The sequence below is a fragment of the Flavobacterium agrisoli genome (assembly GCF_016522065.1).
In the GTDB taxonomy this organism is placed as follows: Bacteria; Bacteroidota; Bacteroidia; order Flavobacteriales; family Flavobacteriaceae; genus Flavobacterium; species Flavobacterium agrisoli.
This window is the reverse complement of record NZ_JAEHFV010000001.1, coordinates 762,462-789,280: the sequence shown is the minus strand read 5'-3', so window position 1 is coordinate 789,280 and position 26,819 is coordinate 762,462. Positions and strand designations below refer to the sequence as shown.

The window sequence follows — 26,819 nt, the reverse complement described above, 5'->3', positions numbered from 1 at the left end:
AATTATGAAGGATTAAGTATTTTATAAAATCCTTTTTTTACTTACTACATGATACTTACAACTTAATACTTAAAATAATGAACATAGATATCAAAAGCGCCCACGGATTGATTCCGGCAATTATCCAAGACAGTGAAACTAAAAATGTTTTGATGTTGGGTTATATGAATGAAGAATCGCTTCAAAAAACAATCGAAACTCAAAAAGTAACTTTCTTCAGCCGTTCCAAACAAAGACTTTGGACAAAAGGCGAGGAGAGTGGTAACTTTTTAGAATTAGTTGATATAAAAAACGACTGTGATGGCGATACCCTTTTGATTCAGGCAAAACCGGTTGGCCCAACTTGTCATACCGGCGCTGATACTTGTTGGCAAGAACCTAATCACGAAAATTTCGGTTTTATTTCGAATTTAGAAACGATTATAAAAGATCGAAAAGAAAACGCAAATGCTGATAAGAGTTATGTAGCTTCTTTATTCGAAAAAGGAATCAATAAAATTGCTCAAAAAGTTGGAGAGGAAGCGGTAGAAGTCGTGATTGAAGCCAAAGACAATGACGATGATTTATTTTTAAATGAAAGTGCCGACTTGTTATTCCATTATTTGATTTTATTGCAAGCAAAAGGATTTCAATTAAAAGATGTGATTGGCATTCTAAAACAAAGACATAAATAATTTGAACCGGCCTTAGGTCGGTTTTTTATATTCCTGATTTTCATTAGTTTCAAAAAGTAAAATGTTAAAATCGAATAAATCTACTTAGTGTAGTGCTGTTTTGTAATCAATGTGGTTATTTTTGTTACATTTTGAAAAATTTTAAGTTATTCAATTGTATTTTAAAATGAAGAAATTAGCCGTATTACTATTGTTTGTTTTAAGCAGCAGCAGTATTTTTTCGCAAGGACTTTTAAACAAGTCCGAAGTAAAGTTTACTCACCAAGATACCTTGCGAGGCAGTATTACCAAAGAACGCGAGTGGTGGGATTTAAAACACTATCATTTGGCAGTAAAAGTGAACCCAAAAGACAGCACTATTGTGGGTTCGAATACCATAAAGTATACCGTTATAAAACCGTATCAAATCATGCAAATTGATTTGCAAGAGCCGATGCAAATTTATAAAGTCACACAAAACGGACAAGAATTACAGTTTAAACGTGATGGTAATGCTTTTTTTATCACTTTGGAAAATCTTCAAAAAATAGGCAATACCAATGAAATTATTGTTTCTTTTGGCGGAAAACCAAAAGTTGCGGTTCGCCCGCCTTGGGATGGTGGTATTACTTGGCAAAAAGACAAAAATGGAAATGATTTTATCGCTTCTTCATGTCAAGGTTTGGGAGCTAGTGTGTGGTGGCCCAATAAAGATCACATGTACGACGAGGTTGAAAACATGTCAATTAGCGTAAATGTTCCCAGTAATTTAACGGATGTCTCTAATGGCCGGTTGCAAAGTGTCGAAAATGAAAAAGATGGAACAAAAACATTTAATTGGTATGTTTCTAATCCTATTAATAACTATGGGGTAAATATCAATATTGGTGATTATGTTCATTTTTCTGAAAAATTTAATGGAGAAAAAGGTATTTTAGACTGTGATTATTATGTTTTGAAAGACAATTTAGCCAAAGCAAAAAAACAATTTGAAGATGCTCCTAAAATGTTGAAAGCATTTGAGCACTGGTTTGGACCTTATCCTTTTTATGAAGACAGTTATAAATTAGTCGAAGTGCCGTACTTGGGTATGGAACATCAAAGTTCGGTTACCTACGGGAATCAATATAAAAATGGTTATTTGGGTTCCGATTTAAGTGGAACCGGTTGGGGGTTGAAATTTGATTTTATCATTATTCACGAATCGGGTCACGAGTGGTTTGCTAATAATATCACCTATAAAGATATTGCCGATATGTGGATTCACGAAAGTTTCACTAATTATTCGGAAAGTTTGTTTTTAGAATATTACTATGGCAAAAAAGCGGCTTATGAATATATTTTAGGCAACCGAAAAAACATTGAAAATGATAAACCTATCATTGGTCATTATGATGTTAACAACGAAGGTTCGGGCGATATGTATTATAAAGGCGCCAATATGTTGCACACCTTACGCCAATTAGTGAATAATGACGAAAAATGGCGTCAAATTTTAAGAGGTTTAAATAGTACTTTTTACCATCAAACGGTCACTACGCAGCAAATTGAAGACTATTTGAGCGAACAAACAGGAATGCACTTAAAACCATTTTTCGATCAGTATTTGCGCACAACGAGGGTTCCTACTTTAGAATATTCGTTTTCAGGAAAAAAAATGCATTACCGTTGGGTGAATTGCGTTCCCGATTTTGATATCCCTGTAAAAGTATCTCTTGACGGGAAAGAGCAACTTTTAAAACCAACAACTCAAATGCAAAGTTTATCGGTTTCGAGTAAAAATTCAAAACTAGTTGTTGATGAAAATTTTTACGTTACCAGTTTGAATGTAACACCTTAATGGTTTGCTTTAATAAGTAAATCGCAATACCAAAATCCATAATCAAAAGCAGAGTCATCATTACTGTCACAAGCCGTATTTGTAGACTCTGTTTTTGGTTTTTCATATTTTCGATAAACAATTTCTCCAATTTCAAATTCAATAGGTTTTGAAAAAATCGGACCATCAAAAGTAAAAGTATGAAACTCACCATTTTCGCCGCAAACGTCTACATTTTCGGGTAAATCGGCAATAAATTTTTTGTCGATTACACGGCCTACAAAACTTTTGTCCAAATACTGTTCATTTACACAAACCACAATGGTTTTAAATCCCAATTGCAAAAAATCCTGAATCAAATTCGTAGTCGGAATTTTCCAAAGCGGAAAAACAGCTTCTAAATCCATTGTGGCTAATTTTTCTTCGCGGTATTTTCGTAAATCTTCTAAAAAAATATCTCCAAAAATAGAATGCGTAACGCCCTTTTCTTTCAATTTAAATAAAGTTTCTCGCATTACATCTTCGTAAATTTCCATGCTCGGCATTTCTGGTAATTCCATTATTTTAAGAGGAATACCGATGCTTTCAGCTTGTTTTATAATTAATTCGGTTCGAACACCATGCATCGAAACACGATTGTATTTTTGATTTACACTCGTAAGCAAACACTCAATTTTAAATTCGTTTTGTTGGAGAATTTTATATAAGGCGAAGGCAGAATCTTTTCCGCTACTCCAATTAAAAAGGGCTTTTGGTTTCAAATTAGGTAGTTTTTCAAAAAGTAAACTTACGAAATAGGATTAAAAGATGAACTGAAATCTTTAAATTTGAATGCTACTTCTAATTCGTCAAGATGAAATATTTATTGTTTTTTTTCTCTCTTTTTACATTTGCACAACAAACCCAATTTGTTGACTTTAAAACGGCGAACGGCCAACTTGTGATTGATGCAAAAGAAAAAAAAATACACGGAACTGTAACCTATCAATTGGATGTTTTAAAAACGAGAGATACCATTAAAATAGATGCTCGTAAAATGCAGTTTTCGAAAGTTTTGTTGGATAATAATGCAATTGATTTTAAAGTAACCGACAATCAATTGTTTCTTATTCATTCGTTTGTTGCGGGAAAAAAAACGATTGAATTAACCTACGAAGCGACTCCAAAACAAGCTCTTTATTTTGTTGGAAGTGAGGCTACCCATAACTTGCAAATTTGGACACAAGGGCAAGGACGTTACACCAGCAATTGGTTTCCGAGTTTTGACGATGTTAATGAAAAAATGATTTTTAATCTAGACATCACTTTTGATTCGGGTTATGAAGTGGTGGCTAACGGACTTTTAAAAAATAAAATCCAACAAGGGCAAAAAAACATTTGGCAATACCGTATGCAGGAACCGATGAGTTCGTATTTGTTGATGCTGGCCATCGGTAAATTCGATAAAAAATGTAGCTACTCAAAGTCTAAAATTCCGTTAGAAAATTATATGGAGCCAGCTGATGCTTCCAAATTTGAAACCACTTATTTTGGTTCTAATCAAATTTTTGATTTTCTCGAAAAAGAAATTGGAGTGAAATATCCGTGGCAAATTTACCGTCAAATACCCGTACGTGATTTTTTATATGCCGGAATGGAAAACACATCTTCTACTTTATTTTCAACTAATTATGTGGTGGATAGCATTGGTTTTTCGGATAGAAAATATACAAATGTAAATGCGCACGAATTGGCTCATCAATGGTTTGGTGATTTGATAACTGCGAAAGAAGGCAAACATCATTGGCTGCAGGAAGGATTTGCAACCTATTACGCTCTTTTAGCCGAAAAAGAATTGTACGGCGAGGATTATTTTTATTTCAAATTATACGAAACGGCACAGCAACTAAAATTCGCATCTAGAACCGATACGATTCCGGTTTTAAATGCGAAAGCGAGTTCGTTGACTTTTTACGAAAAGGGAGCGTGGGCTTTGTTTGTTTTGCATCAAAATATAGGCGATAAAGCCTTTAAAAAAGCTATTAAAAATTATTTGAATTCCTACGCTTTTCAAACCGTAACTACCGATGATTTTTTAACCGAAATCAATAAAGTTTCCAAATACGATACCGAAAGTTTTAAGAAAAATTGGCTGGAAACAGTTGCATTTAACACGCAAGAAGCAAACGACTTACTCCTAAAAAACAAACAAATTCAATTGCTTTTTGAAGTGGAAAAAGTAAAGAAAGAGCCGTTAACTCAAAAAGCCGCTTTTTTTAAGAAAGTCCTACAATCGGATTGTTATTTTAAAATCAAAGAATACATTGTCCAGCAGTTGAAAAATGAAAATTATCCTGATAAAAAAGAATTACTTCAATTAGCACTTCAAACCAATATAGTTTCGGTACGTCAGGAAGTCGCAGCAAGTTTACCTAAAATCCCGTCTGACTTTAAAGCACAGTACGAAACGTTATTACAAGATCAATCGTATCAAACTCAGGAAATAGTCCTGTATTATTTGTGGTCTAATTTTCCGAAGGATCGTTTTCGTTATTTAGAATTATCCAAAAATTGGATCGGTTTTAACGATTATAATTTGCGAACATTATGGCTTTCTTTGGCGCTTTCAACTGAAAATTATTTACAAAATCCGCAGGAAGCGGTTACCGAATTGATTGCTTTTTCTTCTCCAAAATACGAAGCCTATACGCATCAAAATGCTTTGGAAAAGTTGTTGAATTTTAATATTTTATCGGAGGAAGTATATATTAATTTAGTAAACGCTACTACGCATCACATGTGGCAATTTTCCAAATATGGAAGAGATACAATTCGAAAAATGCTTAAAAATCCATCAGATCGTGCTGTTTTTGAAAGAATTTTGCCTATTTTGAACCCTGACGAACAATTTCAATTGAATAGGTTACTGAAAGAATAAACAAAAATCAGCGACTAAAATTTAGAAAGACGATTTAAAATTTATGAGAGCATTGGTCATTTCAGGTGGTGGAAGTAAAGGCGCATTTGCCGGTGGCGTAGCCCAATATTTAATTCAGCAAAAAAAGCACCAATACGATTTGTATTTAGGAACATCTACGGGTAGTTTGCTCATACCACATTTGGCTTTGGGCAAAATGCAAAAAATTCACCGAATTTACACCAATGTCAACGGTAAAACGATTTTTAATGTAAGTCCGTTTGTGGTCAAACAAAAGAAAGGAATTCCGATAGTAACAGTTAATCATTTTAATGTTATTCGGCAGTTTATTAAAGGAAAACGAACTTTTGGCGAAAGCCAGCGTTTATTAGAATATATCAAATCGAATTTTACTTTAACCGAATTTAACATTCTAAAAGCATCCAAAATAGACATTATTATAACCGTTACGAATCTTACTAAAAACGAGCCCGAATACAAATCGATAAAGCATTCCAGTTACGAAGAGTTTTGCGAATGGATCTGGATTTCGAGCAATTATATTCCGTTTATGAGTATTGCTACAAAAGACAATTGCGAATACGGAGATGGCGGTTTTTCGAGTTTGGTTCCAATTCGTGAAGCTATTAACCGCGGGGCAACCGAAATTGATGTAATTGTGTTAGAAACAGAAGTTAATACCTCTAAAAATGTTATTGGGAAAAATCCATTTTCGTTAATGATAGATTTGTTTCGGATTGCTTTGGATCAGGTTGAAAGACACGATATTATAATCGGAAAATTATTAGCTTCGAGTAAAGATGTCAAATTGAATTTGTATTATACCCCAACAAAATTGACCGACAATGCTTTGATTTTCAATAAAAATGAAATGAAAAAATGGTGGGAGCAAGGTTACGAATATGCTCAAAATAAATCAGAATTGATGAGCGATCACAAAAAAATGTAAATAAAAAAGGCTTAACATTTGATGCTAAACCTTACTATTTTAAACGAAAACGGTTTTTATTTCGAACGTTTATCTTCGTTGATGTTTTCTTTTTCTGACACTTGTTTTTGAGGGATATTTTTAAAAAATTCCGCAGCATCCAAATCGGCCGATGGACCGTAACCCAATAAATAAGTCCCTTTTACGCGATTTGCAGTTTCAATAACATACAAAACCGACATGTCATCGGGATTACTCATTCCTTCATATCGATGCTCGGCAACAATAAAAATTTCTTCGGGTTGGTATTTGTATTTCGATTCGGTGTCCATTAAACATCCTTCGGTAAATAAAAAATTAGTCCGGTACCCTTTTCCTTGATAATGATTGATGTAATCAATTTCATGTTTATCATAATTAATTGCCATGATTTCCTTTTTTTAGATTTAAATAAGAGCCAAACAACGTTTTTAAAACAATGTCAATTACACATTATATTATAACGCGTTGTTTGGCTTATTTCAATTTGTAAAATGAGTATTGATGTAGTTTTTTAAACATTTCTTCTACCGCTAATCAACGACAAGATGAATAAAATGATAAAAATAAAGAACAATACTTTGGCTATACTAGCAGCACCAGCTGCAATTCCACCAAATCCGAATATTCCAGCAATTATTGCCAAAATTATAAATATAACTGTCCAACGTAACATAAGCTTTAAATTTAAATGGTTATTAATTAGGCCGTACTTTTTACGGGCTTTTCTTATTACAAATTTGGCAGAAATATTTTGTCAAACTTAACTCATATAAAAAGATTATTAACTCTTAAAATATTATCATATAATTAGTTATGATGCGAATTCTGTAAGGTATTTTTAAAAAAGTATAATTTTTTTTTCTTAAAATAAGAGAATTTTACAATTGATTTACGCAACATATAATCATTATTTAAACCTAATTATCTTGATAGTATATTTAAAAAATAAATTTGAAGCCATAGGTGATGTTACCTTGTTTTCATGGCGTTTTTTTAAAGAACTTTTTGTGCCTCCGTATGAGTTAAAAGAGTTTTTTAAACAATGTTATATAATAGGATACAAATCGCTGCCTTTGGTGGTGATTACGGGTTTTATTATGGGGTTGGTTTTAACCTTACAATCACGCCCAACCTTAGTTAGTTTTGGTGCCGAATCGTGGTTACCTGGAATGGTAGGTTTATCGCTTATTCGTGAAATTGCACCCGTTATAACCGCTTTAATTTGTGCCGGTAAAATTTCATCGGGAATAGGAGCAGAGCTGGGTTCTATGAAAGTAACCGAACAGATTGATGCCATGGAAGTTTCGGCCATTAATCCATATAATTATTTAGTGGTTACACGAGTTTTGGCCACCACTTTAATGATTCCGATTTTGGTCATTTTTGCAGATGCTGTTGGGATTTTTGGAGGGTATGTAGGAATGAATATTCATAGTAAAATTACCTTGTACCGCTACCTTGCACAAGTGTTTGATTCGCTCGAATTTTTAGATATTATTCCGGCAACAATTAAAACCTTCTTTTTTGGTTTTTTTGTTGGAATGATTGGCTGTTACGAGGGTTACAATGCCTCTAACGGAACAGCAAGTGTAGGTAGAGCCGCTAATTCGGCAGTAGTAACAGCTTCGTTAATCATTTTTATAATAGACATGATTGCGGTACAAATAACCGATTTATTTTTTTAGTTATGGAAACACAAATACACGAAATACCTACTCAAAACGAACAAAAGAAAGAAGCAATTATCGAAATTAATGATTTGCAAAAATCTTTTGGTAAAAACGATGTTTTAAAAGGAGTTAATTTAAAAGTTTTTAAAGGAGAAGACGTCGTGGTTTTGGGCCGATCTGGTTCTGGCAAATCGATTACGATAAAATGTTTAGTGGGTTTGGTAAAACCCGATAAAGGCGAGTTGAAAGTTTTTGGGGAAGACATTGTGAATTACAATTTAGAAGAACTCAATGCAGTTCGTGTCAAAATAGGATTTTTATTTCAAAGTGCCGCTTTGTATGATTCTATGTCCGTTCGACAAAACTTGGCCTTTATCTTGCAAAGACATCGAAAAGATTTAAGCGCTGCTGAAATGAAATCCGAAATCATGGATGTTTTGGAAAGTGTGGGTTTAGAAGAAGCGGTTGATAAAATGCCATCTGAGCTTTCGGGCGGAATGAAAAAACGAATTGGATTGGCTCGTACTTTAATTTTAAAACCCGAAATTATTTTGTACGATGAGCCGACTACAGGTTTGGATACCATTACTTCAAAAGAAATTAGTGATTTGATTTTAGATATTAAACACAAACGTAAAACAACTTCAATTATCATTACCCATGATATGGATTGTGCCAAAAGAACGGCGGATAGAATCGTAATGCTAAAAGATGGCGTTATTCATACCGAAGGGACTTACGATGAGTTAGCCAAAAGTGAAGATGAATGGGTAAACGCCTTTTTTAAATAAAAAACAAAAACATAAACCAAAAAATTATGAGCAAAGAATCTACATATATCTGGAAACTAGGAATGTTTGTTGCCCTTGGGTTGCTTCTTTTTATAGCGACAATCTATTTTATTGGCAAACAACAAAATTTATTTGGAGATACCTTCGAAATGGAATCCAAATTTAAAAATGTAAGCGGACTCGAAGTAGGAAACAACGTACGTTTTTCGGGAATTAATGTCGGAACCATCGAAGAAATTCATTTAGTAAACGATTCGACCGTTGTAGTAAAAATGGTCATTGAAGGTGAAGTGCAAAAATTCATTAAATCTGATGCGAAAGCCACAATTGGTTCCGAAGGTTTGATGGGAGATAAAGTTTTAACCATTATTCCAGGAACACATTCCAATAAAATTATCGAAAACGGCGCCACAATTACTTCTATAGAAGCAATTGAAATGGATGATTTAATGAAAAGTGTGAAAAAAAGTGTAGACAATGCAGGTGTGATCACAACTGAATTAGCAACTTTTTCGCATAATATGAATCACGGAGATGGTGCTTTATCTAAACTTGTTACCGATAAAAAAGTTGCCACAAGTCTCGAAAAAACCATGAAAAACATTCAAAGCGCATCCAAAGGTTTAGATGAAAATATGGAAGCAGCAAAAGAAAACTTTTTGTTAAGAGGTTATTTTAGAAGAAAGGAAAAAGAAGCTAAAGAAGATTCCATTCAAAAGGCAAAAGCCATGAAAGAAGATTTGCCGAAAGAGGAAAAAAAGAATAAAAAGTAAAACATTTGACAGTATAAAAAAAAGCGCCTTTTAGAAATGGCGCTTTTTTTTAAATATTATTTTCTGATATAAGGCGGTAACAATTGGCTGGAAACCTCCCCAAAACCAATTCGGATTTCGTTATTTTTACAATATCCTCTAAAAATAACGGTATCGTTATCTTCTATGAATTTTCTTGTAGTGCCGTCTTTCATTGTTAACGGATTTTTTCCTCCCCAAGTCAATTCTAACATAGAACCATAACTATCAGGTGTTGGTCCCGAAATGGTTCCAGAACCCATCATATCGCCCGAATTTACACGGCATCCGTTAGAAGTATGATGTGCTAATTGCTGCGTCATGGACCAATATAAATATTTGAAATTCGTTTTCGTTACTAAATTTTCTTCTTGGTTGGAAGTTTTAATATACGCTTCTAATCGAATATCGAAGGCTTTTTTTCCTTTGGTTTGCAAATACGGAAAAGGAGCAGGGTCTTGTTTTGGTCCTTTGGTTCTAAAAGGTTCTAAGGCATCCATAGTTACAATCCAAGGCGATATTGAAGAAGCGAAATTTTTAGCTAAAAAGGGCCCTAACGGAACGTATTCCCATTTTTGAAGATCACGTGCGCTCCAATCGTTTAAAAGTACCATACCAAAAATATAATCTTCTGCTTCATGCGCCGGAATGGCCTCTCCCATAATATTGGCATCAGTTGTAATAAACGCAGTTTCCAATTCAAAATCAACCGAACGCGAAGAACCAAAAACGGGTTCTTTTTCACCTTTTGGCAACATTTGTCCCAGTGGTCTGTGAACCGGAATTCCAGATGGAACAATGGTCGAACTTCGTCCGTGATAAGCTACAGGTAAATGCAACCAATTGGGCAAAAGAGCATTATCAGGATCTCTAAACATTTTACCCACGTTGGTGGCATGTTCTTTACTTGAATAAAAATCGGTGTAATCGCCAATTAAAACAGGCAATTGCATTTCGACATCTTCAATATTAAAAATGATTATTTCGCGTTGCTTTGGATTATCTCGCAAAACAGGATTGGTGGCATCAAAAATATCGGCTATTCGATTTCGAACCAAACGCCAGGTTTTTTTACCATCCGAGATAAAATCATTCAACGTATCTTGCATAAACATGTCATCGGTAAGCTCAATTCCATCAAAATAATGAAGTTGTTGTAACGCACCCAAATCAATTGCAAAATCTCCAATTCTAGTACCAACCGTTACCACATTTTCTTTTGTAAGGAAAACACCAAATGGAATATTTTGAATAGGAAAATCACTTTTTTCAGGCACTTCTAACCATGATTTTCTTTTAGGATCGTTGGCTGTTATAGGCATGTTTTGTTAATTAGATTGTTGAAAAAATACTTTTCAAATATATCATAATCTAGCTGTACAACAAACGTTTTTTTGTATTTTTGCATCAAAATTAACGAAAATCAATACAATGCAACGCGACAAACAAATATTTGATCTTATTCTAGATGAACAAGAAAGACAAATTCACGGATTAGAATTAATCGCTTCAGAAAATTTTGTAAGTGATGAAGTAATAGAAGCAGCTGGTTCTGTTTTAACTAACAAGTATGCAGAAGGTTATCCTGGTAAAAGATATTATGGTGGTTGCGAAGTTGTTGATATAATAGAACAAATTGCTATCGACAGAGCCAAAGAATTGTTTGGTGCCGAGTATGCAAATGTTCAACCGCATTCTGGATCTCAAGCTAATGCATCTGTTTTTCATGCTTGTTTGAAACCAGGTGATAAAATTTTAGGTTTTGATCTTTCTCATGGTGGACACTTAACTCATGGTTCGCCAGTTAACTTTTCAGGAAGAGTTTACCAACCTGTTTTTTACGGTGTAGAAAAAGAAACGGGTCGTTTGAACTACGATAAAATTCAAGAAATTGCTACTAAAGAGCAACCAAAATTAATCATTGCAGGTGCTTCGGCCTATTCGCGTGATATGGATTTTGCTCGCTTTAGAGAAATTGCAGATAGCGTAGGTGCTATTTTGATGGCTGATATTTCGCACCCTGCAGGTTTAATTGCCAAAGGATTATTAAATGATCCAATTCCACATTGCCATATTGTAACCACAACTACGCACAAAACATTACGTGGACCAAGAGGTGGTTTAATTTTGATGGGTAAAGATTTTGAAAACCCATGGGGATTAACTACTCCAAAAGGAGAAATCAGAATGATGTCTGCCTTATTGGATTTAGCTGTTTTTCCTGGAAACCAAGGAGGACCTTTAATGCACATTATTGCTGCTAAAGCAGTGGCTTTTGGTGAAGCTTTGCAAGATGAGTTTTTTACTTATGCCATGCAATTACAAAAAAATGCAAAAGCAATGGCCGAAGCATTTGTTAAAAGAGGATACGATATTATTTCAGGTGGAACCGATAACCACATGATGTTGATTGATTTGAGAAACAAAGGAATTTCGGGTAAACAAGCAGAAAATGCTTTGGTAAAAGCCGAAATTACAGTAAATAAAAACATGGTTCCTTTTGATGATAAATCGCCATTTGTAACTTCTGGAATCCGTGTTGGAACTGCAGCCATTACCACTCGTGGTTTAGTAGAAGCAGACATGGAAACAATTGTAGCTTTGATTGATAAAGTATTGACTAATCATACCGATGATGCTGTAATTGAAGAAGTAGCAAATGAAGTTGATGAAATGATGAGCGAAAGACCAATTTTCGTTTTCTAAAAAAAAACAAATTGTCATAAAGTTTTAAAAGTCGAAAGTCAATTTTATTATTTTGACTTTCGACTTTTTTATTACAGCTTTTGATATTTTAACTTAAAAGAATAAAAAAATGGGCGTTTTACGATTAGAGTTGCCAACCGATCCAAGATGGGTAAATATTGTAGAGAAAAACATCGAAGAAATTTTGACCGATCACGCTTGGTGTGAACAAAAAGCGGCCACCAATGCCATTACCATAATTACCAATAATTCGGAACATCAAGATTTAGTTAAAGATTTATTGGCTTTGGCTAAAGAAGAAATTGATCATTTTGAGCAAGTTCATAATATTATTATCAAAAGAGGGTTGACGCTTGGGCGTGAGCGTAAAGACGATTACGTTAATGAACTTTATATGTACATGAAACGCAGTATTGATGGGAGTAGGGTTTCGGGGTTGGTAGAACGTTTACTGTTTTCGGCTATGATTGAAGCACGAAGTTGCGAACGTTTCAAAGTTTTATCTGAAAATATTCAGGATAAAGAATTGGCTCTTTTTTACCGCGAATTGATGGAAAGCGAAGCTGGACATTATACTACTTTTATTACATATGCTCGTAAATACGGAAAAGGAATTGATGTTGAAAAACGTTGGCGCGAATGGCTGGAATTTGAAAGTAAAGTAATTGCAAATTACGGGAAAGGAGAAACCATTCATGGATAAAAAAAGAGATTTTACGTTTATGTAAAATCTCTTTTTTTTGTACTATTTTAAAAATTTAGATAGCAGAAACAATTGCTAAAAAATCATCTGCTTTTAATGCTGCACCACCAATAAGACCACCATCTACATCGGGTTTAGAGAAAATTTCTTTTGCATTTTCAGGTTTTACAGATCCTCCGTATAAAATGGTTAATTCATCCGAAATTTCGGCACCAAATCTCTTGCGTACAGTTTCTCTAATAAATTCGTGCATTTCTTGCGCTTGTTCAGGAGAGGCAGTTTCTCCTGTTCCAATTGCCCAAACAGGTTCATAGGCCAATACAATTTTTGACCAAGATTCGTTAGCAATATGAAACAAGCCATCTTTCAATTGGTTTTCAACAATATTAAAATGATTGTCGGATTGACGGTCTTTTAATTCTTCTCCAAAGCAAAAAATGACAGTCATTTCATGAGCCAATGCGGTATCAACTTTGTAGGCAATTAAAGCATCGGTTTCATGAAATAAAGAACGACGTTCCGAATGCCCTAAAATTACGGTTTTAACACCGATACTTGTAAGCATATCAGCTGATATTTCACCTGTAAAAGCGCCACCTTCGGCTTGGTGCATATTTTGTGCGGCAACACCAATATTTGCCGATTCTAATTGCGTTACAGCTGAAGCCAAATTTACAAAAGTGGGTGCTACAATAACTTGAGCTTCGGTTGTAGCGGGAATTTTAGCCATTAAATCCTGTAAAAGTGCTGCTGTTTGTTGCGCATTTTTATGCATTTTCCAGTTACCGGCAACGATTTTTTTTCTCATTTTAGTTTTTTAGTTAATTAATTATAAATTGTTTTTTGAGTTTTTTCGAATTTATTTTAGATCGTTTAAAGTTTGATTGATTTGATCAAAATCGGTTTCAATAGCGCGGTAAGTAAGAATCGCACCTTTTTTGTCTACAATGATGTATCTCGGAATCCAATCTAAGTCAATGGCTTTTCCAAAATTACCTTTCATGCCATCATTGGCCATAAAATGGTCTCCTTTTAATTGATGTTTATCAATTCCGATTTTCCATTTATCCGCCGTTTTGTCCATCGAAATAAAAACATAATCTACCTCGGGATGATTGGCTTGTAATTCTTTAAATTTAGGCATTGCTTTGATGCAATCACCACACCAAGATGCCCAAACTTCTATTACAATAGTTTTTCCTTTATGTTTTTTCAAAATATCTTGAAACGACATTTGGCCATCATCAAGGGTTAATAATTTTTCGGATAAGGCTTCTGTAGAGAAATTGTTTTTTTGTGCATTCGAGCAAGAAAAGGTAATGAATGCTACGATTGCGAGTAGAATTTGTTTCATTTTTATTGAGTTTTAACAAAGTTAAACAAACATTCTAAAATTAAAACGGAATTAACAAAAAACAAACAACTCTTATAAAAAAGCTTTTTGGTATTGTAAATGTTTGTTTTGTAAAAATGAAAACGTAATAGTTTACGCTGTTGCGGAATTTTAATTACATGTTTAACCAAAAAAAATCCCTGAAAAAGTTTTTCAAGGATTTTAAACAGCTAAAAAGTGGCTGATTTTATAATTTTAAGTCGGCTGTATCATTATAATGTACTTTTTGAACGATTGTTCCTGAGTTTAAAACCACTATACTCGGATTGGCTCTTTCGATAGTTTTAAGCGCTATCATATCGCAGAAATAAAAATCAATTGGCAATTGATATTGTTTTTTTGCTTGGGCAATTTCGGTTTCACCCGAAGCAGTCATTCCAATTACTTTATACCCTTTTGATTGCGCTTCTTTTACTACTCCCGCTAATTTTTGCATTCCTGAAGGATCAGAAACCTTTAAATCGTACGTTACCAAAATAACTAATTTAGGTTCTTTTAAAAATTCATCTTTATGATCAATATCGTCTTTGACCATGGTAAAATCATGGATAGGAGGAACATAACCTTCTGTAATTATTTTGTCCTTACGGTCAACAAAAGTTGCTCCTTCGGGAATATTCATCAAATCATTTTCTGTAAATTCTTTATTTTGGCCATTCACATTGTAAATAAAAACCATTTCAACCACCGATTGCGGTGCTCCCTCTGGAATTTCCATTCCTTTTTCAATATTGTTTCCTACTTTATACGGACGAAAATCAATAATAGGATTGTGGTTTAAAACCCAAATAGCGATAAAAAGGCAAACAACAATAGAGGCGTAAGCTAAAATATTTTGAATGTTTTTAGCAAATAATGGTTGAATTAATTCTTTGTTGAAGAATAGAATAAGAATAAAAAACAATAAAACAACATCTTTGGTAAAGGATTCCCAAGGGGTTAAGTGTAAGGCATCTCCAAAACAGCCACAATCTTTTACAACATCAAAATAAGCCGAATAAAAGGTGAGAAAGGTAAAGAAAACGATTAAAAGCAATAAACACCAAATGGTTGCTTTTGCTCGATATCCAATTAATAAAAATACGCCTAAAACTACTTCTAGAATCACTAAAAAAACGGCCATACTTAGTGTGAAAGGAACTAAAAAAGGCATGTTAAAAACGGGTTCACTAAAATATTCGGCTAATTTATAGGAGAAACCTACAGGGTCATTGAGTTTAATTAAGCCAGAAATTATGAATAAAACACCAACAAAGATTCGGGAAAATTGGGTAATGATACGTTTCATTATAGAAAATTATGGGGATTTTTAATTTATTTTGTTGTGATTGGATTTAAGATTAATGCAAAAACAGCATAATTGAGCATATCTTGATAATTAGCATCAATGCCTTCAGAAACCAAGGTTTTTCCTTTATTATCTTCAATTTGTTTTACGCGAAGAATTTTTTGTAAAATCAAATCGGTTAAAGAACTCACACGCATGTCGCGCCAAGCTTCGCCATAATCGTGGTTTTTAGCCAACATCAACTCCTTTGTAAGTCGCACTTTTTCGTCATATAGTTCGGTGGCTTTAGCTACATCTAAATCGGGTTGTTCCACTACGCCTAATTCCAACTGAATAAGTGCCATAACCGAATAATTGATGATGGCAATAAATTCGCCTTTTTCGTCTTCATCAATTTTTCGTACATCGTTTTCCTGTAAACTTCGAATGCGTTGCGCTTTTATAAATATTTGATCGGTTAAAGAAGGAAGCCTTAATATGCGCCATGCACTTCCGTAATCTTTCATTTTATTGATGAATAAAGAGCGACAAATGGTAATAATTGCATCAAACTCCTGAGAAGTATTCTTCATTATTTTGGTGTATATTTGTTTTAATGTCTTCAAAAATAGGACATTTTTTTTGGAAATTTTATCCAAGAAGGCAGGAATGTTCCGAATCTTTTTTAATTTTTATAGCAAAACACCTAGCAAAATACAAGATGACAATTAATTGTAAAGGCCAACTTATCGACCTATCGCAACCAAAAGTGATGGGAATTTTAAATGTGACTCCAAATTCGTTTTATGACGGCGGAAAATACCAATCGGAATCGCTTGTTTTAGAGCATGTTGAGAAAATGCTTGCCGAAGGAGCTCATTTTATTGACATTGGTGCGTATTCGAGCAAACCTAATGCCGAATTTGTTTCGGAACAAGAGGAAATAGATAGAATTATGCCGGTTGTAGAGTCTGTTTTAAAACAATTTCCTGAAGCGCTTTTATCAATAGATACTTTTAGAGCAAAGGTTGCCGAGGTTTGTTTAGAGAATGGAGCTGCTTTGATTAACGATATTGCTGCGGGGAATTTAGATTCGGATATGTTTAAAACGATCGCCAAATTTAACGTTCCCTACATTATGATGCATATGCGTGGAACGCCCAATAGCATGCAGCAACAAACAAATTATGAAGATTTGGTGTCAGAAATGCTATTTTATTTTTCAAAAAAAATCAACGAAGCTAGAAGGTTAGGAATTACCGATTTAATTATCGACCCAGGTTTTGGTTTTGCTAAAACATTGGATCAAAACTATGAAGTTTTACAAAAATTAGAGCTTTTCTCGGTTTTTGAGTTGCCACTCTTAATGGGAATTTCTCGAAAATCAATGATTTATAAAGAATTAAAAATTGCTAATGATGAGGCTTTAAACGGAACAACAGTTTTAAATACAATTGGTTTGACTAAAGGAGCTTCAATTTTGCGTGTACATGATGTTAAAGAAGCGGTTCAATGTGTTAAATTGTTTCAAAAAACGAATCAAAATGGGTAAAGTTGGATTTGGATTGTTGCTTTTTTTGGTGTTTTTATCTTGTAAAAAACAAGATGTTTTACTGCCAAAATCGGATTTTTCATCTACTACGGAAATCACAGATTATTCTCCGATTTATCTTTTTTTCAAAACAAATCAAAACGATACGATTGCAGAATTGAACCGAAAAAACAGTATTATTTCAACCAACTGGATTTTTCATGTAGATAAAAGAATGTCTTTGAAAACGGTAATTCCTCAAGTAATGAAACTTCAGGAAAAAAAGAGATCTGAGAAAGCACACAAAAACGAAAATGCCGAAAATTATTATTCCTACGCCGACTCACTTCATAAAAATTTGGCTTTCTTAAAATTTACTCGTGTATTTTACAAACTCAAAAAGCCAGTTAAGGATACAGTTGAAATGCATTTTTTATCGAAAAATAAATTGCAAATTATTTTAACAGATAACGGACAAAACGTTTTTGATTTTTCTAAGAATAAAGAAGCGTTTCTGAGTTATTTAAAAAAAACGACTCAGCCTATTTGCCTTTCTTTCGATAAAAAAATGTATTTTGAGGATTATATTCAAATAAAAATTGAGTTAGAAAAAAACAAAATTTTTAATGAAATTGCAATTGCTCCCGTTGAATATCTGTATTAATTCGAATCGGTGCTTAACGATTCAATCGTTTTAACAAAATTCGTAACCGGTTGCGCGCCCGAAATGGCGTATTTTCTATCAAAAACAAAAAACGGAACGCCTTGAATTCCTATTTCCTGCGCTTCTTTCATGTCTTTTTGTACTTCATTTGCATACATTTCTGGATTTTCTAAAACGGCAATTACTTTTGATTCTTCAATTCCCGCTTGAACTGCAAACTTTTTTAAAATTTCAGGATCGTTTAAATTTTTTCCATCAGTGAAATAAGATTTGAAAAACAATTCTTTTAATTCTGTAGCCACATTTTCTGTTGCAGCTAAGTGCAACAAACGATGCATGTTTAAAGAATTGGTTACCACTGTTTTTTCAAAATCATATGTCAAACCGACTTGAGCAGCTCGTTCGACTACGTTTTGATGCATGGCTTTCGATTCGGCTACCGAAATTCCTTTTTGTTGCGCTAAAGAAGTATAGCTATTTTGAGTAGAATCGGGTTTTAAATTCGGATTTAACTGAAAACTTTTCCATTTTATAATAAAGGATTGATTTGGAAACTCTTTTAACGCTGCTTCTAAATGTCGTTTTCCGATATAGCAAAAAGGACAAAGTATATCAGACCAAATTTCGATTGTAATAGGATTCATAATTTTTTTTATGTAACTTAGAGAAGCTGTTTGAAGTACTATAGATGCTGATAAACGAGCTTTTCAGTATATTTGAAAGTAAATATATGCTTTTTTGCAAAAATATAAAAAATAAACAATGGCCGAATTTATAAAAATATATCCCGATAAACCTAGCGAAGCAGCCATAGAAAAGGTGGTTAAGGTCTTAAAAAATGGCGGATTGGTGATTTATCCAACCGATACGGTATATGGTTTGGGTTGCGATATTACGAATTCAAGGGCTTTAGAAAAAATTGCTCGAATAAAAGGAGTTAAACTCGAAAAAGCCAAGTTTTCTTTTATTTGCCACGATTTGAGTAATTTATCGGATTATGTCAAACAAATAGATACAGCTACTTTTAAAATTTTAAAACGTGCACTACCTGGTCCTTATACCTTTATTTTGCCGGGAAATAATAATTTGCCGAAAGAATTTAAAAAGAAAACAACTGTCGGAATTAGGGTTCCGGATAATGCTATTGTTTTAGAAATTGTAAAAATGCTTGGAAACCCGATTGTTTCTACTTCTATTCGGGATGATGATGACGTGATTGAATATACAACCGACCCTGAATTAATTTTTGAGAAATGGCAAAATTTAGTGGATATGGTTGTGGATGGAGGTTACGGAGATAATGTGGCTTCGACTATAATAGATTTATCTGATAATGAGCCTGTTGTAATTCGTGAGGGAAAGGGAGATTTGGAAATTCTGTAAAAAAAGATAATTTTACAAGTTATGTAAAGATTATTTTTTAATTTCGTTAAAAAGAAAGCGAATTATCCCCCAAAGATATTGTAATTCTTAATTCTATATTTAATTGGTTATTAATAAAAGATTAAGGATACATAAAAGCAGGTCAATTGACCTGCTTTTTCTTTATATCCTTGATATGTTAAATCAAATTATTGTTTATTAGCTTGATTTTTCATTTCTTTCTCAATCATATCATAGAATTGATCGATTTTTGGCATAACAACAATACGAGTTCTTCTGTTACGTGCTTTGTTTTCGGCACTGTCATTAGGTACTAAAGGTACATAAGAACTTCTACCAGCTGCAATTAAACGAGCAGGATTAACACCTAAGTCGTTTGTCAATATTCTTACAATTGAGGTAGAACGTTTCACACTTAAATCCCAGTTGTCTAATAAAACACCATTACCTCTGTATGGAACATTATCGGTGTGACCTTCAACCATACATTCAAATTCTGGTTTGTCGTTTACCACTTTAGCTACTTTAGCTAAAACCTCTTTTGCTTTATCGGTTACTTCATATTTACCGCTTTTAAATAACAATTTATCAGCAATCGAAATGAATACCACTCCTTTTTCAACATTAATTTCAATATCTGGGTCGTTAATTCCAACCGAACTTTTTAAGCTGGTAACCAAGGCTAATGTTACACTGTCTTTTTTAGTAAGTGCATCTTGTAATCTTGAGATTTTTAAATCTTTTTCTTTTAAACTTTCTAAAGATTTTTCTAAGTTTTCAGCACCTTTAGAGGTTAACATAGTTAAATCTTTTGAGCTATTTATTAAATCTTGGTTGTGCTCTTTTAAGCTTGCGGCGGTTGCAGCATACGCAGCTCTTTCCTCTAAACAAGTATTTAATTTTACAGTAGTACTGTTTAATAAATCTTGTGTTTCTTTGTTTTTAGCCTCTAAGTCTGCATATTTCTTTTTAGAAACACACGAAGACAAAACAAGTAAGACGGATAAAGCGGTTATTACTTTTTTCATAAATTTTTCAAATTTTAATTAAACATGGATTACAAAGTTAGGTTTTAATATACTCTTTACTGTTAAAGATTTCTTTAAATGTTGTCATTTTTTTTAAAAAATAGATAAAAACGATGCTTTTTACATTAAAATATGCATGGTTTTTTGTAATAGTTCTCTTATTGCAGTATTTTATTAAATACCAGTAAAAAAAGAAATGAGCTTTTATTATGGCCCAAAAATGCTTGAATTTAAATTGGCTTAAAAACCGAATTCCAGCAATTCCATCTAAAATCAATCTAACAAAGAGCGTACCAAAAATTATGTTAAGAGGTAAGTTTTTAACCAACATGAACAACGAATTTCTAAAATTGAGGTATGTTTTTTTTGCATTCTCCTCATTTAGAGTAGCTCCACCAACATGATAAACAGTTGAGAGCGGGTTGTATTGAATGTCAAAATTTAAATTGTTAACTCTCCAACACAAATCAATTTCTTCTTGATGGGCGAAAAAGCTATTATCAAAACCATTTAATTGGTTATATATTGTGCTTCGAATAAAAAAACATGCTCCCGATGCCCAAAAAATTTTACACGAATCATCGTATTGTCCTTGGTCTTTTTCTACGGTATCAAAAATACGACCTCTACAAAACGGAAAGCCATATTTGTCAATAAAACCTCCTGCTGCACCGGCATATTCAAAATAATCTTTTTTCTTAAAATCCAATATTTTAGGCTGAATAATAGCTGTATTGGGTTCGTTTTTAAAGTTTTCTAAGATAGGATTTAGCCAATTTTCAGTCACTTCAATATCTGAATTGACTAATGCAAAAATCTCGGCATCTATATGTTTTAAGGCTTCATTATATCCTTTTGCAAACCCAAAATTTCCTGAGTTTTGAATAATTTGTATTTCTGGAAAATGCTGTTTTATAAAAGAAACCGAATCATCTGTCGAGGCATTATCGGCCACGTATAAAGTTGCTTCGGGCGAAAACGCTATTATTGAGGGTAAAAATTGTTCTAATAATTGTTTTCCGTTCCAATTTAAAATGACAACTGCTATTGTATTCAATGTAAGGCGATTTTGAGTTAAAGAATGGTGTAATTCGGAATTTCGGGTAAAAAATGGTATTGTTCTTTTACGGCATCTATTTTACAAAAGTAATGATTGAGTCCGTTAGTTACCATTAAAAACTGCGAATTCAGCGTCATATTATATTGCGCAATTTGATCAAAAGTGGCTTGAGAAATGGTTATTTGAGGTGCTTTACATTCGACTAAGATACAAATTGAACCATCAGAATTATAAACCACAATATCGTATCGTTTTCGTAATCCGTTAACAAAAAGCACTTTTTCAACATTTATAAGTGATTTTGGGTATTTTTTCTCGACTAAAAGGAACTGAATCATGTGTTGTCTGACCCATTCTTCGGGAGTTAATAGGATGAATTTTTTCCTGATTTCATCAAAAATTGCCGTTTTATTTTCACTATTTTTGAATCGAAATGGATAGGAAGGGAAATTTAATGGCTGCATGAGACAAATATAATTTGAAAATTAGTCAATTTGGAAATTAGAGAATGAATTTTTCCATTAAAACTACAGACTAATACTTAAAACAGAAAACTAAAATTAATGGATGAAGTAGTAAAAATAGTCAATGACCTTAAAGCCGGCAACATCAAACCTATTTATTTATTGATGGGTGAAGAACCTTATTATATTGATAAATTGGCCGAATATATCGAAGAAAATTTGCTATCCGAAGACGAAAAAGGTTTTAATCAAACAGTTTTGTATGGAAGGGATGTTGCCGTAGAAGACATTGTTGCTACTGCAAAACGCTATCCGATGATGGCCGAAAGACAAGTGGTTATTGTAAAAGAAGCGCAAGATTTATCCCGAACGATTGATAAACTCGAACCGTATGCTGCAAATCCTTTAGAAACAACCGTTTTGGTTTTGTGTTACAAATATAAAACGCTGGATAAACGTAAAAAAGTCACCAAAGAAATTGCAAAAAAGGGATTGGTTTTTGAAAGTAAAAAATTATACGAAAACCAAGTTGGCGACTGGATTAAGCGTGTTTTATCTGGAAAAAAATATGCTATTGAGCCAAAAGCGAGCGCCATGTTAGTAGAGTTTTTGGGTACCGATTTAAGTAAAATTAATAATGAGTTAGAAAAACTTCAAATTATTTTACCTCAAGGCACTACCATTACACCACAGCATATTGAAGAGAATATTGGCTTTAGTAAAGATTATAATGTTTTTGAACTTCGAAAAGCTATTGGAGAACGCAACCAACTCAAAGCGTATAAAATTGCCGAAAATTTTGCTCATAATCCTAAAGAATATCCATTAGTAATGACTACCGGATTGGTTTTTGGTTTTTTTGTGCAATTACTAAAATACCACGGGCTAAAAGATAAAAATCCTGCCAATGTAGCCAAAGTGTTAAGTGTTAATCCTTATTTTTTGAAAGAATACGATGTGGCTATCAAAAATTTCCCGATGCGAAAAGTTAGTCAAATCATATCGGCGCTTCGAGATATTGACGTAAAAAGCAAAGGAGTTGGTGCAAATGCATTGTCGCAAGGGGATTTGCTAAAAGAAATGCTTTTTAAAATTTTTAATTAGCCGCTAAAAATCCCGATATTTGCAATAAAATAAAAGAAATTATGGGAATGAATAAAAATACCATTTTAGGTTGGGCTACTTTAATAATGGTCTTTATGGGTTTTCTGTTAATAGGACTTGGCATTTTTAAATACAGCGAAGTTTCCGGTTGGGGTTTTGCCGCCGTTGGAGTTGGTTTTTTAGCTAATGCTTGGGTTTTTAATGCTTTAAAAGGAAGAGTCTAAAATTAAAAAAGATTTTATATAGAGAAACTATCGCTTTTCGGCGGTAGTTTTTTTGTTATTATAGGTTTGTTAATACAGTATGTTTGCACAAAATTAACTTCTTAATATTGCCTTAAAATTGCGGTAAACTAATCGTCATAATTTGAATAGACTCCCATAACCTTCTGAAATAATTTTGCGTATAGTTTTGTTAAAAAAAATAAAACAAAAAAACTATGAAATTACATTCGGCAAAAAGAGTGAGTCTCTTATCTCTATTAGGTTTGGTCGTTTTGGGTTGTCAAAATGACGAAAATGATTCCAAAAAAACAAATACGGACATTGATTTTGGTAATACTTCTTCAGTTCCCGCTTTAGTAGTGGCGCATTCAGGATTCGAAAATTTACTAATTACGCCCATGATTAGTAGTGGCGACGTACTTCCTCAATCTCCAGAATTTAAATATGGTGCACAACCTGATGGTGCTGGTTTTATGAAAGATCCAAATGGAGACGGTTATATCATGATTACCAATCACGAAATTTTGCAATCGGTTTCTAGAGTTTATTTTGACAAAACTTTAAAAGCGGTTAAAGGAGATTATATTGTGGATGCGGTAGGAGGAATGACTCGTTTGTGTTCGGCAACGTTAGCAACGCCAAGTATTCACGGTTTTGGTCCGATGTTTTTAACGGCGGGAGAAAGTGGTGAAGAAAGTATGGTTCACGGAATCGATCCATTGGGATTATCAAGTCTAAAAAGTCGTAAAGATCGCGTTTTGCCTGCTTTAGGAAAAGCCAGTATGGAAAATGCCGTGCCACTTACTAAAGAAGCTTATCCAGGAAAAACCGTAATCGTAATCGGTGAAGACCAATCGTATTCAACTTCTCATGCAAGTGCTGGTCAAGTAATTATGTACGTAAGTTCAACTGTGGGCGATTTGACAAACGGTAAGTTGTATGCTTTGAAAAGAAACGACGGCAATCAGGTAGAAACGTCAATGAACATCGGAACTTCTTTTGATGTGTCTTTTGTTGAAATTCCAAATGCTAAAAATTTAACCGGAGCCGAAATCAACAATACAGTTAATAGTTTAGGAGCCATTCGTTTTTCGAGAGTTGAAGATGTAGATTACCGAAAGGGTTCTGCTAAAAACAATCGTGAAATTTATTTTACTGCCACTGGTCAAGCTACTAACAATGCGCCTGTTAACGGATATACCATGTGGGGAAGAGTGTACAAATTGGTTTTAAACGATGCTAATCCGTTGGTGGGTAAATTAGAATTAGTAGTTGAAGGGGATTCAACGCCAGGTACAGGCATTATCAATCCAGATAACTTATGCGTAACAGAAAATTATGTTTATATTCAAGAAGATGGAGATTCGTATTATGCCGATGCAAAACACGACTCATATATTTGGCAATATAATATCGCTTCTAAAGCCAATAAACCGTGGTTGAACATGAACCACAAACGTAATGATGCTACTTGGAATGCTACTTATAATCAAACAGGTGTAATGAAATTTGGAAGCTGGGAATATGGTGCTATGGAAGATATTTCGGATGTGATTGGTGTTCCAAATACTTTTATTGTTAACATTCACCCACATACTTGGCAAAAAGATGCGTTTTTAAATGCTGATGGAAGTGGCGTAAGTACCAACAAAGAAGGAGGTCAAACCGTTATTATTAGAAATGTTCAGAAATAATAATTGAACTAAAATCATACATAAAAAACAGCCCTTTTTTTAGGGTTGTTTTTTGTTTTATCTATAAAAAATGAAATCGAATACCCTAAAAAGCATTAAAAATTTTTTATTGCTAATACCAATTACCTTATTTTTTTTATTTTCAAATTGCCAAAAAGAATACACACCACTTTCTATTCAAGACGAATTGATTTTAAATGTTGAAAAGGCTAACCAAAAAACTGCAGCTTTTTTGGAAATCGCAAAAAAAAGCGATGACGGAAAAAAAATACAGCATGCTTTTATTCAAGCTCGATTGTCATATAAAAAAATAGAGTGGGCGGTTGAATATTTTGCTCCCGATCCGGCTCGTTTTATTAATGGTCCTGCTTTAGATGAACTCGAAGTGGCCGAACATACTTTTTTACCTCCTAGCGGATTTCAAGTTATTGAAGAACTCATTTATCCAACATATTCAAAAGAAAATAAAACCGATTTAGTTAAAGAAATTAAAGTTTTAAACGCCAATTTCAAGCAAATTAAACAGCATTTAAGTGCTATTACTATTTCAGATTCGCATATTTTGGATGCATCAAAAATGGAACTAAACCGAATTTTAGCCTTGGGCATCACCGGATTTGATTCGCCTATAGCCCTTAATTCAATTCCCGAAGCAATCGTTAGTTTAGAATCTTTGAAAACGCTACTTTTTAAATTGAATTATAAAAATCCCAAATCGGATAATTGTAAAGAACAAATCGCGCAAAACCTAACTCAGGCCACAGCATTCTGCAAAAAAAATCCTGATTTTATTACTTTTGATAGGGCTTTTTTTATCAAAAAATATTTAAATAAGATCAGCCAGAATTTAGTTGTTTTTCAAAAAATAAATGACATAAAAAACACCAATAAAACCAGTGTGGTTAACCCTAATGCCACTACTATTTTTCAAAAAGATGCTTTTAATGTCAATGCTTTTATTCCTTCCGATGAATACCAATTTTCAGAAGCTAAGGCGCTATTAGGAAAAGAATTGTTTTACGAAAATTTACTTTCAGATAACAAAACACGAAGTTGTGCTTCTTGCCATGATCCCGAAAAAGCGTTTACCGATGGGCTAAAAACCAATCAAACTTTAGCGGGTTTGCATTTGGAAAGGAATACACCAACTTTAACGTACGCTGCTTTTCAAAATGCGCAATTTTGGGATATGCGTCAACTTGATTTAGAAAAGCAAAGTTTGGATGTGATTCAGAATAAAGACGAAATGCACGGTGATATTAAAGCGGCTATAACAATAATTACGAAAGATAAAAAATACCAAAATCTATTTCAAAAAGCATTTCCAGACTCGAATAAAATCGAAGAATGGCAAGTACAAAATGCCTTGGCGAGTTATATACGCTCCTTAAATACATTCGACAGTAAATTTGATAATTACATGCGTGGCGATTCGGACGATTTTACCGAAGAAGAAAAATTAGGTTTTAACCTTTTTGCAGGAAAAGCCAAATGTGCCACCTGTCATTTTATTCCTTTATTTAACGGTACTGTTCCGCCTGCTTATCAAAAAACAGAGCAAGAAGTAATTGGAACTCCGGCTGATAAAACAGGTTTAAAATTAAGTCCCGATTTGGGTAGGTACAAAATGTATCCGATGGCACAATTAAAAAATGCTTTTAAAACGCCAAGTTTAAGAAATGTGGCCAAAACGGCTCCGTATATGCATAACGGAGTATACAATACATTAGAAGATGTGGTCGATTTTTACAATAAAGGCGGTGGAATTGGCTTAGGAATTTCGGTTGAAAATCAAACATTACCTTCAGATAAATTAGAATTAAAACCAAACGAAGTCAAAGCGCTAGTTGTCTTTATGAAAACCTTGACAGATAAGGAATACCAACCTTAATTTGGTCTGAAAGCTGCTTAAGGAATGTTGCAGTTCGCTTCTTTATTATTTCTATTTTAATAGTATCTTTGTGTACTTTAAAATTATAAAATACGT

General features: G+C 33.5%; 28 protein-coding genes. 16 read left to right on the top strand and 12 right to left on the bottom strand.

Going from position 1 to position 26,819, the window contains the following annotated elements:
• The first annotated feature begins 77 nt into the window (after positions 1-77).
• Positions 78-674, top strand: a complete 597-nt coding sequence (gene hisIE, locus I5M07_RS03280) for a bifunctional phosphoribosyl-AMP cyclohydrolase/phosphoribosyl-ATP diphosphatase HisIE (protein WP_200104760.1) — start codon at positions 78-80, stop codon at positions 672-674.
• Between the two features lie 166 nt (positions 675-840).
• Entirely contained in the window at positions 841-2,493 is a 1,653-nt protein-coding gene (locus I5M07_RS03275) for a M1 family metallopeptidase (protein WP_200104759.1), read from the top strand.
• Here I5M07_RS03275 and I5M07_RS03270 read toward each other — a convergent pair.
• A complete protein-coding gene (locus tag I5M07_RS03270; protein ID WP_200104758.1) occupies positions 2,490-3,233 on the bottom strand; it encodes a Dph6-related ATP pyrophosphatase in 744 nt (247 codons plus the stop codon). The two genes, I5M07_RS03275 and I5M07_RS03270, sit on opposite strands and share 4 nt — an antisense overlap.
• A gap of 92 nt (positions 3,234-3,325) precedes the next feature.
• On the opposite strand from I5M07_RS03270, the gene I5M07_RS03265 reads away from it, so the two are divergent.
• On the top strand, positions 3,326-5,389 hold the full coding sequence (locus tag I5M07_RS03265) for a M1 family metallopeptidase (RefSeq protein WP_200104757.1): 2,064 nt from the start codon (positions 3,326-3,328) through the stop codon (positions 5,387-5,389).
• Between the two features lie 43 nt (positions 5,390-5,432).
• Positions 5,433-6,338, top strand: coding sequence for a patatin-like phospholipase family protein (locus I5M07_RS03260; protein ID WP_200104756.1), 906 nt, complete (start codon positions 5,433-5,435; stop codon positions 6,336-6,338).
• A gap of 56 nt (positions 6,339-6,394) precedes the next feature.
• Here the strand turns inward: I5M07_RS03260 and I5M07_RS03255 are convergent, their stop codons facing one another.
• Both I5M07_RS03255 and I5M07_RS03250 read right to left on the bottom strand, forming a co-directional pair.
• Positions 6,395-6,745, bottom strand: a complete 351-nt coding sequence (locus I5M07_RS03255) for a hypothetical protein (RefSeq protein ID WP_200104755.1) — start codon at positions 6,743-6,745, stop codon at positions 6,395-6,397.
• Between the two features lie 125 nt (positions 6,746-6,870).
• The gene (locus I5M07_RS03250) at positions 6,871-7,032 is read right to left on the bottom strand and encodes a DUF1328 family protein (RefSeq protein ID WP_200104754.1); all 162 of its coding nucleotides are present in this window, start codon (positions 7,030-7,032) and stop codon (positions 6,871-6,873) included.
• Between the two features lie 253 nt (positions 7,033-7,285).
• On the opposite strand from I5M07_RS03250, the gene I5M07_RS03245 reads away from it, so the two are divergent.
• The 3 genes from I5M07_RS03245 to I5M07_RS03235 are packed head-to-tail and all read left to right on the top strand — an operon-like array spanning position 7,286 to position 9,593.
• A complete protein-coding gene (locus tag I5M07_RS03245) occupies positions 7,286-8,044 on the top strand; it encodes an MlaE family ABC transporter permease (protein WP_200104753.1) in 759 nt (252 codons plus the stop codon).
• Positions 8,045-8,046: 2 nt separating this feature from the next.
• Positions 8,047-8,820, top strand: a complete 774-nt coding sequence (locus I5M07_RS03240; protein ID WP_200104752.1) for an ABC transporter ATP-binding protein — start codon at positions 8,047-8,049, stop codon at positions 8,818-8,820.
• A gap of 26 nt (positions 8,821-8,846) precedes the next feature.
• Positions 8,847-9,593: an MlaD family protein gene (locus I5M07_RS03235; RefSeq protein ID WP_200104751.1), complete on the top strand. Its 747-nt coding sequence runs from the start codon at positions 8,847-8,849 to the stop codon at positions 9,591-9,593.
• A gap of 56 nt (positions 9,594-9,649) precedes the next feature.
• On the opposite strand, the gene fahA is transcribed toward I5M07_RS03235, so the two are convergent.
• Positions 9,650-10,933 (bottom strand): fumarylacetoacetase, encoded by a 1,284-nt coding sequence (gene fahA / locus I5M07_RS03230; protein WP_200104750.1) that lies wholly within the window; start codon positions 10,931-10,933, stop codon positions 9,650-9,652.
• A 109-nt stretch (positions 10,934-11,042) separates the two neighbouring features.
• On the opposite strand from fahA, the gene glyA reads away from it, so the two are divergent.
• On the top strand, positions 11,043-12,317 hold the full coding sequence (glyA, locus tag I5M07_RS03225; protein ID WP_200104749.1) for a serine hydroxymethyltransferase: 1,275 nt from the start codon (positions 11,043-11,045) through the stop codon (positions 12,315-12,317).
• A gap of 109 nt (positions 12,318-12,426) precedes the next feature.
• Positions 12,427-13,020 (top strand): tRNA-(ms[2]io[6]A)-hydroxylase, encoded by a 594-nt coding sequence (gene miaE, locus I5M07_RS03220; RefSeq protein ID WP_200104748.1) that lies wholly within the window; start codon positions 12,427-12,429, stop codon positions 13,018-13,020.
• A gap of 55 nt (positions 13,021-13,075) precedes the next feature.
• Here miaE and tpiA read toward each other — a convergent pair whose 3' ends face one another.
• The 4 genes from tpiA to I5M07_RS03200 all read right to left on the bottom strand — a co-directional run bounded on the left by tpiA (position 13,076) and on the right by I5M07_RS03200 (position 16,273).
• Positions 13,076-13,828, bottom strand: a complete 753-nt coding sequence (gene tpiA, locus I5M07_RS03215; RefSeq protein ID WP_200104747.1) for a triose-phosphate isomerase — start codon at positions 13,826-13,828, stop codon at positions 13,076-13,078.
• A 51-nt stretch (positions 13,829-13,879) separates the two neighbouring features.
• Positions 13,880-14,374 carry a TlpA family protein disulfide reductase gene (locus I5M07_RS03210; protein ID WP_200104746.1) on the bottom strand — a complete coding sequence of 165 codons (495 nt, stop codon included), beginning with the start codon at positions 14,372-14,374 and terminating at the stop codon, positions 13,880-13,882.
• A gap of 226 nt (positions 14,375-14,600) precedes the next feature.
• A complete protein-coding gene (locus I5M07_RS03205; RefSeq protein ID WP_200104745.1) occupies positions 14,601-15,701 on the bottom strand; it encodes a BT_3928 family protein in 1,101 nt (366 codons plus the stop codon).
• 26 nt (positions 15,702-15,727) lie between these two features.
• Positions 15,728-16,273 (bottom strand): DUF1599 domain-containing protein, encoded by a 546-nt coding sequence (locus I5M07_RS03200; protein WP_200104744.1) that lies wholly within the window; start codon positions 16,271-16,273, stop codon positions 15,728-15,730.
• Between the two features lie 128 nt (positions 16,274-16,401).
• Here I5M07_RS03200 and folP point away from each other — a divergent pair, with 128 nt between their 5' ends.
• On the top strand, positions 16,402-17,232 hold the full coding sequence (gene folP / locus I5M07_RS03195) for a dihydropteroate synthase (RefSeq protein ID WP_200104743.1): 831 nt from the start codon (positions 16,402-16,404) through the stop codon (positions 17,230-17,232).
• On the top strand, positions 17,225-17,875 hold the full coding sequence (locus tag I5M07_RS03190; RefSeq protein ID WP_200104742.1) for a hypothetical protein: 651 nt from the start codon (positions 17,225-17,227) through the stop codon (positions 17,873-17,875). The genes folP and I5M07_RS03190 overlap by 8 nt, the downstream gene beginning before the upstream one ends.
• Here the strand turns inward: I5M07_RS03190 and I5M07_RS03185 are convergent.
• Positions 17,872-18,519 carry a DsbA family oxidoreductase gene (locus tag I5M07_RS03185; RefSeq protein ID WP_233621927.1) on the bottom strand — a complete coding sequence of 216 codons (648 nt, stop codon included), beginning with the start codon at positions 18,517-18,519 and terminating at the stop codon, positions 17,872-17,874. The two genes, I5M07_RS03190 and I5M07_RS03185, sit on opposite strands and share 4 nt — an antisense overlap.
• Positions 18,520-18,637: 118 nt before the next feature.
• On the opposite strand from I5M07_RS03185, the gene I5M07_RS03180 reads away from it, so the two are divergent.
• Positions 18,638-19,258: an L-threonylcarbamoyladenylate synthase gene (locus I5M07_RS03180; protein ID WP_200104741.1), complete on the top strand. Its 621-nt coding sequence runs from the start codon at positions 18,638-18,640 to the stop codon at positions 19,256-19,258.
• A gap of 188 nt (positions 19,259-19,446) precedes the next feature.
• Here I5M07_RS03180 and I5M07_RS03175 read toward each other — a convergent pair whose 3' ends face one another.
• Genes I5M07_RS03175 through I5M07_RS03165 form a run of 3 tightly spaced genes read right to left on the bottom strand, consistent with a single transcriptional unit; the run spans position 19,447 to position 21,810 of the window.
• Positions 19,447-20,286: an OmpA/MotB family protein gene (locus I5M07_RS03175; protein ID WP_200104740.1), complete on the bottom strand. Its 840-nt coding sequence runs from the start codon at positions 20,284-20,286 to the stop codon at positions 19,447-19,449.
• 37 nt (positions 20,287-20,323) lie between these two features.
• Positions 20,324-21,343 (bottom strand): glycosyltransferase family 2 protein, encoded by a 1,020-nt coding sequence (locus I5M07_RS03170; protein WP_200104739.1) that lies wholly within the window; start codon positions 21,341-21,343, stop codon positions 20,324-20,326.
• A 17-nt stretch (positions 21,344-21,360) separates the two neighbouring features.
• Positions 21,361-21,810: a type I restriction enzyme HsdR N-terminal domain-containing protein gene (locus tag I5M07_RS03165; protein ID WP_200104738.1), complete on the bottom strand. Its 450-nt coding sequence runs from the start codon at positions 21,808-21,810 to the stop codon at positions 21,361-21,363.
• 99 nt (positions 21,811-21,909) lie between these two features.
• On the opposite strand from I5M07_RS03165, the gene holA reads away from it, so the two are divergent.
• The 4 genes from holA to I5M07_RS03145 all read left to right on the top strand — a co-directional run bounded on the left by holA (position 21,910) and on the right by I5M07_RS03145 (position 26,723).
• Entirely contained in the window at positions 21,910-22,914 is a 1,005-nt protein-coding gene (gene holA, locus I5M07_RS03160) for a DNA polymerase III subunit delta (protein ID WP_200104737.1), read from the top strand.
• A 41-nt stretch (positions 22,915-22,955) separates the two neighbouring features.
• Positions 22,956-23,138: a CAL67264 family membrane protein gene (locus tag I5M07_RS03155; RefSeq protein WP_200104736.1), complete on the top strand. Its 183-nt coding sequence runs from the start codon at positions 22,956-22,958 to the stop codon at positions 23,136-23,138.
• Positions 23,139-23,353: 215 nt separating this feature from the next.
• The gene (locus I5M07_RS03150) at positions 23,354-24,832 is read left to right on the top strand and encodes an alkaline phosphatase PhoX (RefSeq protein ID WP_200104735.1); all 1,479 of its coding nucleotides are present in this window, start codon (positions 23,354-23,356) and stop codon (positions 24,830-24,832) included.
• Between the two features lie 70 nt (positions 24,833-24,902).
• Positions 24,903-26,723 carry a cytochrome-c peroxidase gene (locus tag I5M07_RS03145; protein WP_200104734.1) on the top strand — a complete coding sequence of 607 codons (1,821 nt, stop codon included), beginning with the start codon at positions 24,903-24,905 and terminating at the stop codon, positions 26,721-26,723.
• Positions 26,724-26,819: the final 96 nt, after the last annotated feature.